Annotated in this window: 9 protein-coding genes; 1 reads left to right on the top strand and 8 read right to left on the bottom strand. The window is 69.0% G+C overall.

Annotated features, from left to right (window positions below):
• Positions 1–63: 63 nt before the first annotated feature.
• From ACWDUD_RS28035 to ACWDUD_RS28000, 8 genes are all read right to left on the bottom strand, one after another.
• Entirely contained in the window at positions 64–654 is a 591-nt protein-coding gene (locus ACWDUD_RS28035; protein ID WP_450111450.1) for a hypothetical protein, read from the bottom strand.
• Between the two features lie 492 nt (positions 655–1,146).
• Entirely contained in the window at positions 1,147–1,668 is a 522-nt protein-coding gene (locus ACWDUD_RS28030) for a hypothetical protein (RefSeq protein ID WP_450111449.1), read from the bottom strand.
• A gap of 47 nt (positions 1,669–1,715) precedes the next feature.
• Positions 1,716–2,471, bottom strand: coding sequence for a hypothetical protein (locus ACWDUD_RS28025; protein ID WP_450111448.1), 756 nt, complete (start codon positions 2,469–2,471; stop codon positions 1,716–1,718).
• 21 nt (positions 2,472–2,492) lie between these two features.
• Entirely contained in the window at positions 2,493–3,806 is a 1,314-nt protein-coding gene (locus ACWDUD_RS28020; protein WP_450111447.1) for an insoluble domain protein, read from the bottom strand.
• 109 nt (positions 3,807–3,915) lie between these two features.
• Complete coding sequence (locus ACWDUD_RS28015; RefSeq protein ID WP_450111446.1) at positions 3,916–5,412, bottom strand: ParA family protein; 1,497 nt, start codon at positions 5,410–5,412, stop codon at positions 3,916–3,918.
• A gap of 2 nt (positions 5,413–5,414) precedes the next feature.
• Positions 5,415–5,765 carry a hypothetical protein gene (locus ACWDUD_RS28010; RefSeq protein ID WP_378526499.1) on the bottom strand — a complete coding sequence of 117 codons (351 nt, stop codon included), beginning with the start codon at positions 5,763–5,765 and terminating at the stop codon, positions 5,415–5,417.
• A gap of 34 nt (positions 5,766–5,799) precedes the next feature.
• Positions 5,800–5,985 carry a hypothetical protein gene (locus tag ACWDUD_RS28005; RefSeq protein ID WP_378526500.1) on the bottom strand — a complete coding sequence of 62 codons (186 nt, stop codon included), beginning with the start codon at positions 5,983–5,985 and terminating at the stop codon, positions 5,800–5,802.
• Entirely contained in the window at positions 5,982–8,159 is a 2,178-nt protein-coding gene (locus tag ACWDUD_RS28000; RefSeq protein WP_450111445.1) for a type IV secretory system conjugative DNA transfer family protein, read from the bottom strand. The genes ACWDUD_RS28005 and ACWDUD_RS28000 overlap by 4 nt, the downstream gene beginning before the upstream one ends.
• A gap of 1,205 nt (positions 8,160–9,364) precedes the next feature.
• Between ACWDUD_RS28000 and ACWDUD_RS27995 the strand changes: the two genes are divergently transcribed.
• Positions 9,365–9,673 (top strand): hypothetical protein, encoded by a 309-nt coding sequence (locus ACWDUD_RS27995; protein ID WP_378526502.1) that lies wholly within the window; start codon positions 9,365–9,367, stop codon positions 9,671–9,673.
• The last annotated feature ends 38 nt before the right edge of the window (positions 9,674–9,711 follow it).

Raw genomic sequence — 9,711 nt, 5'->3', positions numbered from 1 at the left:
CCGTTCCTGGGTCTCGACGTCGTACTTCCTCGGTGCAGGCATACCAGCATTCTCCTTGTCAGATCAGGAGCCTCCACCTCGACCAGGACGGTTCACGATCTGCTCGTCGATACTCCGGTCTGCGGTGGACGAAAGATCGATATACGGATCACGCATCTTCACAAGCCCTTCAGCGAGCAACACCTCGTTGACCGATCCCGGCAGCGGACCGTCCGACACCGCGGCAGGATCAGCACTTGTGATCGTCTCGGAGGCAACCGCTGGCTCCTGCTGCTGGGGAGTCGTGTTGACCGTCGCGGTAGCGGGTGGAGCAGTCGCGGCCCTGTCCGAAGCAGGTGACGTCGCGGCATAGATATAACCGCTGTCGGATAAGAGAAGTGGCTGTGCGGGATCACCGCTAGTTGCCCGTACAACGCGGACTGCACTTCCGGGTGGTAGAAGCGCGTTGAGTCGAGGAAGCAGATCAGCAACTACCGGACGACGACCCGGCCCACAGACCGGCGCGATGACCCGAGCGAGTGTGATCGTCTCGATCCGGTCGCCGAAATCGACATCGATCCACGCTCGTCCTACAAAATCGACCTCGCCCTCGACAACCGTTCCGATCCACTCACTCGCATCGGGATCTGCATGGCGCGGATCGACGCCGGTCATCTCGTCCTCGCCCGCGCAACTCCGAACCAGGAGCATCACGACAACTGCGACGAGCACAAGGACGCCGACCGCCCACACCGACCTTCGCACTGCCATCGCACATCCCCTGTTCCCTGGTCTCAGTCCCAGCGGCCGAACCAGCGAACCGCGGGCAGATCCAACCAGGTCCGCAGAGCATACGAGACGGGATCCGCGCCGATCGAAGTCAACGCACACTGTGCCGCCCCATGATTCGACCGCACGTCCCGCGTGGACGGAATCCGCGTCCGGTCCTTGTGAGCAACTGCTCGCCGTTGCAATCGTGCGGCGGGATCACCGCCGCCTCGAGTCTTCAACCGAATCGACGCACCGAATGCGGGCGACGCTCGCTGGAATGGCGGATGTGCCGTCTTCGCTTCACGGCCCATACATGCGTCGAGCCCCGCTCGGGAATCCCGAGCAGGGCTCGACGCAGCCGGCCGCAGAAACAACAGTGCCCGCGGTTTGCACAGGTCAGCGGCAGTCGACGTGAATCGACAGATACACCCGGGTCTCGTCGGTGGGGTTCCATTGAGCCGGGACGGCGACCGCTGCCGCGATGTCGAGCTGATTGGCCTCGGACCAATCGACAGGCCGCACAACGTCGACGAACTGATCGGTGGTGTCGATTTCAACGCCGACCAAGCTCTGCTCGGTGTTTTCCACAGTCAGGATCGGCGAACCGTGACCGGCGCGGATCGTCCAGCCGTGCGGGGCGGTGATGTCGACAGCCAGATCCTCGCCGCGTCCGGTGCAGCGCGCGGCTACGTCCTCGGGCCGGGGCGTGGTGATCGCGGTGACCGCATGCTCCTGCCCCCACCCGATGACGATGCTGCCGAGGTCGGTGCTGTCCGGGGTGACGATCGCACCGCTGAACGAGGTGGACACGGCCGCAGCGTCGCGCGGCGCGCCGCCGCACGCGGTCACCGTCGCGAGCCCGCACGCCGCCGCGACGGTGGCAAGCACTGCGCGGCAACGCAAGTAGGTCAGAGGCATATCCGGGTGGTCCTTTCGCTGATACAGCGGTGCGGCCGCGAGGTTGGTCACTTGAACACGTCGACGTACCAGCGGCCGTCGATCTTCGCGGTGGTGACGGTCTGGGTGCCGCGCTCGACCGGGACGTCGGGCCGCATGACCGACAGATCGACGAGGAACACCCCGTCGGACAACTCGACTGTGCGCAGGCAGTAGTTCGTGCCCTGCGGGAGCTTGTCGATGAAGGTCTGCAACTCCGGCGCCGCCTTCACCGACGAGGTCGGTGTGGCCAGTTCGCGCGCGGCCACAGCATCACGCCGGTTGTAGTACGCGTAGTTGAACGCCGCGATCACACCCTGGCCACTGCGCTGGTCACCGCGCTCGGCGCGGCACTGATCGGCCGATGCCCCCGGCTCGGCGGCCGCGGTCTCGGCGGTGGTCGGCTCCGGCAGATTCAGTACGGGCAGGCCGTTCTCGTCGGTCGGCCCGAGCGCGACCTCGGACATGTCCGCCGCCGATGCCGAGTCGGCACCGGTGTCGTCTCCGGCGACCTGCGCGACGGTGACCACCCCGACCAGCACGACCGCCGCGACCGCAGAGACGACGGAGGCGCGTCCGGGTCGCCACCGGCCACCACCGCCGCCGCGCGGCAACGCCGCCCCGGACGCCGCCGGGGCAGTCAGGGTCGCCGGCGGCGCCGAGGGTGCGGCCTCGCGGGGAACCGGGGTGCCGGCTCCCCGCGAGAGTGTGGTGGGTGCGCTGTCGAGAAGGTCGATCACCGCGGGGTGGCGGGGATGTGCCCGCCGAATGTTCGGCTTCCTCATGACGCTGCCCACTTTCTTAAATCAGGCGCCGAACTGGGCGATTCCGTCGCCGACGGCGGTGGTGATGAGGTTGCCCGACAGGCCGGGGGTGGCGGTGGTGAAGAACGCGTCGAGGGTCTGGTCGACCTGCTCGATGATCTGCTCGCCGCCCGGCTGCGCAGCGACGAAGTCGCGGACACCGTTGTCGATGGCCGGGGCGGTCTCGGTGGTCAATGCCTGGACGGAATCGACGACGACCTGCCCGACCGGGTCCTGAGACCACTGCTCGAAGGTGGCCTCGACCTGCTCCCCGACCGCGTCGTGCTCGACGTCGGGCACCTGCGCCTCGATCGGCGTGGCGTCCTCGCCGGCGCCGTAGGCGGTGCCGGCCGCGAAGCCGGCGGCCCCACCGAGCGCGCCGCCGAGCGCGCCACCGACTGCGCAGCCGGCCGCCAGCCCGCCGGCCACACCGGCAGCCGTGGCCGCGACACCGCTGGTGACCGGCGCGACACCCGGGATCGGCACCGGAACCATCGTTCCGGCCAATGCCCCACCGATACCGGTGACCGTGGCCACGGCCAGGCTGGTGGGGGCGCCGACGGCGGCGCACCCCGCGGCCGCGCCTGCCCCGGCGCCGAGGGCGGTGCCGGCGACCTGCGCGGAGGCGATACGTTCGGCCTCGGTGGTCTCGAGGCCGACCGAGCGCCATGCGTCGGTGACCTGCGCCTCGACCACGGCGGTGCTGTTGTTGGTGCGCTCGGCGTCCTGGTCGCTGACCCAGTTCGGCTGATCGAACACCACACGGCCCATGCGCATCTTGTCCTTCGGGGCCTCGATCGGCCGCGTCGGGTCGAGCACCGGGGCCGGGGCGTGGAGCTGGCTCCAGTCCACCGGCGCCGCGTCGATCGTGGTGTCGATCGAATCGTCGTACCCGCTGTACCCGCCCCCGGAGTAACCCCCGCCGGAGTAGTCGGTGGAGTAGTCGACGGTCGTGACGCCGCCGCCGGTGCCCGGGTCGTAGGCGCGGGTGCCCTGGTTGTACGCCGCGGGCGGCGCGACCCAGAAACTGTCGTCGGACTTCGGGCCCGACGTCGACGGAGCGGGCTCGGGAGCCGGCGTCTGCGTGGCCGTGGTGCCGCCGGTCTGCGCTTCGCTGGTCACCCCCTCCTGGGTGGTTCCGCCGGTCACGCCGCCCTGGATCGGATCGGCGAACGCGGGACCCGCCACGATCGTGGACACCCCGAACGCGGCGGTCGCGACGGCCAGCGCGGTCGCGGTGGCCTTCGGGGAACGACGGCGGTGCCGGCCCGCCGCGCGGCGGGCTGCACGGTTTCCGGTGTGGATGTCGATGCTCATCTGTCCCTCTCGGTGTCTGCGGTTCGACCTGCTCGAAGTCGAAGGCGAAGGCGAAAAACGGGGGTGCTCGAAGGGGAAGGCAGGCCCACCGCGCTGGTGGGGCAACGGATCAGCCAGCAGCACCACTGCCGATCCGGGTCACGACGGTCGCGGCGAGCACCGTCAACGCGTCGCGGGTCTCGCGGCGCAGCTGGGCCAACACAATCCGTTCCCCCGAGGCGAACAACGGCTCGAACGGCATCCGGCACACCGGCACCCCCAACGCGGTGAACGCATCGACGGCCTCGGTCTCGACCAGCGGCGCATCCCCGGGCCCGTCGGTGATCACCACGACCGTCCTCGACAGAACATCGGGACGAACCGCACAGATCGCGGTGAGAGTGCGCTGGGCGGCCACCGCGGCGTCACGGCGCAGCGGCACCGGGACAACCACGGCATGCGCGGCGGCGATCGCCCACCGCCAGCTCCCGGAGTGACTGGAGTTGCCGGTATCGGCGAGCAGCAGATCGTAATGGCGTTCGAGGATCGCGCCCAACACCGCAGCATCCTCGTAGCGCAGCGGAGCGGCGGCGCCGGCCTGCCCGGCGATGACGTAGGAACCGCACGGCTGGCGGGTCAGGTAGCGGGTCAGAGTCGACGCCCGCACCTGGTGGGCGGTCGGGGCGAGATCGGCGAGCAGAGTCACCACGTCCTGCCCTGCGGTCGGGGGGATCGCGACGCGATCGGCGAAACTGCCGCCGATCTCTCCGAGGTCCATGCACGTGGCCGTGGCCGGTCCGCGGTGCTCGCCCAGCGTCTCGGCCAGGGCGATGGCCATCGGAGTCTTGCCGACTCCGCCTTTGACGTTGGCGAAGGCGACGACCGCGCCCTCCGGCACGGGTTGAGCGAGTGTCGTCTGCGCGTCGCGCAACCGCATCTCGCGCGAGTCGGTCTTCGGTGCGAGCTTGAGCCCGAGCATCGCGTTGAGCCGGCCGCGCACACCGCCGGTCGCGGGCTGGCTCGCCGCGGGGTTCGCGCGCGGTGCGGACAGGGCAGGCAGCGCGCCGAGCGACGTCGTGATCGGCCCGGTGGACGGCTCTGCCGGCTGGGTGGGCATCGGGATGGGTGCGGGGATCCGGACGGGCTCACCGGGCGTCCGGAGCGATGAGGCGATCGGCCCGGTAGCCAGCTCCACCGGCCGGGTGGACACAGGGATGGGTGCGGGCGTCCGGACAGGCTCAGCGGGCGACGGGACGGGCGCCGTGGGCTCCTCGTAGGCGATCGGCTCAGCGGCGACCACCACCGGCCCGACCGGCGCCGCGGAGGCAGGCTCCGCGGCCACCGGTACGGGCTCGGGGGTGATGACCGGGATGGGCACGCTGGGAGCGTTCTCGGTGAGCTTCCCATCGGGGCCGACCGTCAGGAACCGAGTGTCTTTCCCTGTCCGGTAGACGACATCGACAGCGGCCTGCTGCTCCACCGCGACGGCGCGCACGAACTCGTGCACGACAGCAGCCAGAGCCTTGCGCTCGGTCGCCGCCAGCTCCATCGGCGGCACATCGGCGCCGGGCAACATCGCGCGCGCGGTCGTCGCGGACGTGGCCTCGATTTCGACGGTCGGCGTCATCGTTAGTTGATCCCGCCGAAGGCACCGGCGCCGGCCAGTGCGGTGTCCATGTCCTCGACCACGGCCTCGGTCTGCTCCAGATCAGCCAGGGCCTTCTCGCGGGCCTTGCCCTCGGGCAGCGCTTCGATGACCGCGCGGCGCTTGACCGAGGCGTCCCGGATCTCGGCGAGGCGTTCGCGGGTCAGTTCCTGCTTCTCGTCGAGCTTGGGCAGCCATGCGGGGACCGAGGACTTGAAGTATTCGCGCAGCGCGGCGATGACCGGATCGTTGGCGCCCTTGGAGACGAACGGGCCACGCAGCGCGGCGACGTCCTCGGCGGTGGGGGTGATCGACTGGGAAATACGGCGGGTCATGGATTTTCCTTTCGGTGGTGACTACTTGCGTGGGTCAGGGATGGAAGAACATCGGGGTGCAGGCGTCCGGATCGAGCTGTCCGATACGGATTCGGGCGGCGAAGATCGCTCGCACGCGGTCGAGCACGGGCGCCGTGGACCAGAACTGCGCGACGGCCGCGTCACTCGCTGCGGCCGCAGCCGGAGCAGGCTCGAATTCGCGATGGTCCGAGGTGCTCATGCGGAGGCTCCTACGAGGTCGGGTTCGGGCAGGACGACGACGCCGGTCGCGTCGAAGGTGATGCGGGTTTTCACGCGGCCGGTGCCGACGGTCAGGACGGTCGAGGTGACCTCGCCCTTCTTGTCGCGGAGCACCCCCACCTCATCGACGGTGACCGGGACCAGTTCGCCGTCCTCGTTGTCGATCAGCACGGTCTGGCCGGCCACCACGCTCGACGCCGGGACGACATCGGCGAAGTCGTCGTCGACCGCAGGTTCCGGGTCGGGTTCGGGGACGGGTTTGGTCATCGACACCGCGGCCTCGTCGGCGGTGCGGTTGCCGCCGATGACGATCGGTTCGGGGGCGCTGCCGTGACGGCGGGCCCGCTTGGCCAGGGCGCGTTCGGATTCGATGAACTCGGCCAGCTCCGGCGAGTAGCAGACGAACTGCGGCGCTTCCGCCGGCACGAGCCCGTCGATGATCGCCTTCTCGCTCTGCGACAGCTGGTTCCACTTGTTCGGGTGGCGGTCGACGTTCGGGGTCCACCACATCTGCGCATCGACCGGATTACCGTCGTCACCGAGCGCGATCCCTCGGCCCTTGACCGAGGTGTCGACCTCACGGCCGACCGTCGAGTCGCCCCACATCATCAGCGCACCGTCCTGTGAGAGGTTGCCGAGGGAAATGCGGGTGCCGAAGTTGTCACGCGCGTTGCCGGAGGCACCACCGAACAGGGACGCGTCGGGGCGCTGCACGCCGAGCAGCAGGCGGATGCCGGCCGATCGGGCGAGGACCGCGAGATCGGCCCACGCACCGAGTGGGTCGAGTTCTTTGAGCAGCGCGCGGGTCTCGTCGTCGCCGGTCTTGGCCAGGCGCTGCCACTTGCCCGAGAGGATGAAGAATTCGTCGAGCACCGCGATCATCAGCGGCAGCTGCGAGCCTTCGATCTTCATCTGATGGATGTAGGCGTTGCGCGCCATCATCTCGGTGTGCAGGGCGCACACGAACATCGCCGCGCGCAGCGCGTCGTAGATGATCGCCCCGCACCCGGGATAGCCCTCGAGGCCGTCGAGTTCGATCATCTTCGGATCGACCCCGACGAACGGGATTCCTCGGCGGGCGGCTTCGGTGAGCAGCGTGCGGATCACCGAGGTCTTACCGCCACCGGTCGGCCCGACGATCAGGCAGTGCGGCTTGTTGGAGCTGGTGGAGACATCCCAGTACATGGTCCGGTCGGCTGCGCCGGTCGCGTAGGGAAGGTGGCGCAGGTTCTCGTCGACCAGGTCGAGTGGGTGGTCGACACGCTCGGGCATCGGCGCGACCAGCCGCATCACCAGATAACCCCGTCCCGGGTACCAGTCGGTGGTCCAGTTGCGGCCGGACTCGTGCGGGCCGGCGAGGGACGCGAGCGCTTCCTCGACCTTCATCTGGAAGCCCGGAGATCCGGCGTTCATCGACTTCTCGAAGCCGACCCGGTATCCGGTCTCGATGCCCTCCTCGTCGACGGTGTCGACGGTGACCTTCGGGTCTTTGAAAATCGATGCCCCATCGAGGGCGCTCTGAAGTGTCTTGTGACGGCGCGAACGGGTGTCCGGGGCGATCCGTTCGCGGGCAACGGTGATCCGGTCGCGGCGCGCATCGTGGCGCACCTGGATCTCCTCGACTGCACTGCCACCGAAGGCGGATTCGATCGCGCGGGACAGTTCCTCGAACTGCTTGGGCCGGATCACCGCGCCGCGGGGCATCTTGATGGTTGCGCGGCGGATCGTGCGCCACCCGGACGGGAACGTGACGGTGACCTTCGTGGGCAGGTGGCCGGTGGACTGGCGGACCATCGATTCGAGCATCTGCGACCACGTGCGTGTGCGGCGGCGAGAGACATCGGCAGCGACCAGCGGAACCGCCGCGACAGCCAGGGGCCACCGGTAGTCGTGCAGCTGCGTCAGCGCATCGACGACCGTCTCGTTGCCCGCAGCCGCCGACGCGATGCGGGGGGCATAGAAACCGACTGCCGCAGCCCCGCAGACAATCGGCGAGAACGGGAAGAAACGACTGCCGCGCGTCGGCCGGCCGTCGGCACCGACCTGAATGCCGCGCGCGGCTCCTTGCGTGCCACGCGCGGGGCCTTGATCGCCGAACGTGTCGCGCCACGTCGCGACCAACCAGTCCTTGAGTGGGTCTGGAGTTCCGCTCACTGCCTGTGCCTTTCGCTCGTGTCGAGGTCCCTGACAACGCCGTCCTGGGAGGCGCCTGCGAGCACAGTTACAGAAGGTGGCGTTTTTCCCCAACGGGGTACCCCCCTTGTTCGGCGCACCCACCGGCACAACATCCGGCGCGGTCGGTCACCGGCAAGCCGTGTCGGATTGGCGTGTCCATCAACGTGTTCGGTGAGCGCTCGCGCGGACGGTCGATCGTGCGGTGTTTCCGTGGTCGTTGCAGCGCTCCGTCGACCGCTTTCGCCGCGCGTTTCGACTCGCTGTTTCGAGCGCTCTGTCGGGCGGTGGGGTCGGCTGGTGTGCGGCGCTCATTCGAGCGCTCTGTCGAGCGCGTGGACGTGGCGGCGCGACCGCTGTGCCGAGCGCGTGGACGTAGCGGTGCGACCGCTCTGTCGAGCGGTCGCCGGAGCGCTCCAGGACGCGACCGGATGATCGGTCGACGAGCGCTCGCGGCAGCGCTGGGCCGAGCGCTACAGATAGCGTCCGACATGGGCGGTTGCCAATAGCGTTGGCGCTGAGCGGAATTCTGGATTACACTCCCCCCCAAGGAACGCCGGGGGGGAGTGACCCCGGAGGGGTGGGCGTGAGAGGCGCTTTTTCGAGCGCTCGAATCCACCGCCGAAATCCAGCGCCTGTTTCAGCGCTCATCTCCCGCGCTCGTTTCACCGCTCTTTCGAGCGCGTTTTCCGCACACCCTCGCGCCGGCGCTCGTCGTGCGCTCCGCGGGCCTGCCGCCATTCCGCTATCTGATGCCTCTTCGGTACCGCTGCCCGCACCGTGCGCATCGACCGCTGGGCGCCCCCTGCCGACACCCTCTATGCGAGCACATAGCCGCTATGGGCTGTAGGGGGCATATGCGCCCCCATAACCGATATGCCCCATAGGGTCTGATCGGCGCTGCCCGCAGGTCCTTTCGCAGGTCCTTCGCTGCCGCTCGGGCTGCGGTTGCGAATCACGTGCGCGCGCATAGCCCTTCCCGGCCGCGTAGCGGGTTCTGCGCACGCGGCACCACACCGCCGTCGGACATCGCAGAAAAAAATTTCTCGGCACCCGCATCCCCCGCCGACCTCGACCGATGACTGTTCTCGGGTGCAGGGACCCCGTTGGGGCGAAACGCGAAATCGTCTTACGGTCACGCGCATCCACTTTCGGGTGCACCGACCGACCTCAGCGATGGAGTGCTCATGTCCCTCACGCCCACACTCGCCGACCTGGCAATCGCCGCGGCTCCGCATGTCGATGTCCTCGCCCAGACGACGGAGGTCTCCACCGGCGGCCTGCGTGCCTGGATCAGCGACAACATCGTCTTCACGATCCTGCTCCTCGGTGCGTGCGTCATCGGCGTCGGCGGCATGCGCGGCAACCTGTCGAAGGTCGTCACCGTGGGCGGGCTGTCCCTCGTGGGGTTGGCGTACCTCTCGATCGCGCAGAGCGAGACCGCAGCGACCGGCGTCGGCAACTGGCTCCTCGGCCTCATCGGCATCCAGGTCTGACGTGCTCGTGCCCGACCTCCGACCGCCGCACGAAGGGA

The organism is Rhodococcus sp. NPDC003382, from assembly GCF_053589135.1.
This window is presented reverse-complemented; position numbering and strand designations above follow the sequence as displayed.

Coding starts and splice junctions, on each gene's coding strand:
- ACWDUD_RS28035 (WP_450111450.1), bottom strand. CDS start 654: ATGACCGGCGTCGATCCGCGCCATGCAGATCCCGATGCGAGTGAGTGG.
- ACWDUD_RS28030 (WP_450111449.1), bottom strand. CDS start 1,668: ATGCCTCTGACCTACTTGCGTTGCCGCGCAGTGCTTGCCACCGTCGCG.
- ACWDUD_RS28025 (WP_450111448.1), bottom strand. CDS start 2,471: ATGAGGAAGCCGAACATTCGGCGGGCACATCCCCGCCACCCCGCGGTG.
- ACWDUD_RS28020 (WP_450111447.1), bottom strand. CDS start 3,806: ATGAGCATCGACATCCACACCGGAAACCGTGCAGCCCGCCGCGCGGCG.
- ACWDUD_RS28015 (WP_450111446.1), bottom strand. CDS start 5,412: ATGACGCCGACCGTCGAAATCGAGGCCACGTCCGCGACGACCGCGCGC.
- ACWDUD_RS28010 (WP_378526499.1), bottom strand. CDS start 5,765: ATGACCCGCCGTATTTCCCAGTCGATCACCCCCACCGCCGAGGACGTC.
- ACWDUD_RS28005 (WP_378526500.1), bottom strand. CDS start 5,985: ATGAGCACCTCGGACCATCGCGAATTCGAGCCTGCTCCGGCTGCGGCC.
- ACWDUD_RS27995 (WP_378526502.1), top strand. CDS start 9,365: ATGTCCCTCACGCCCACACTCGCCGACCTGGCAATCGCCGCGGCTCCG.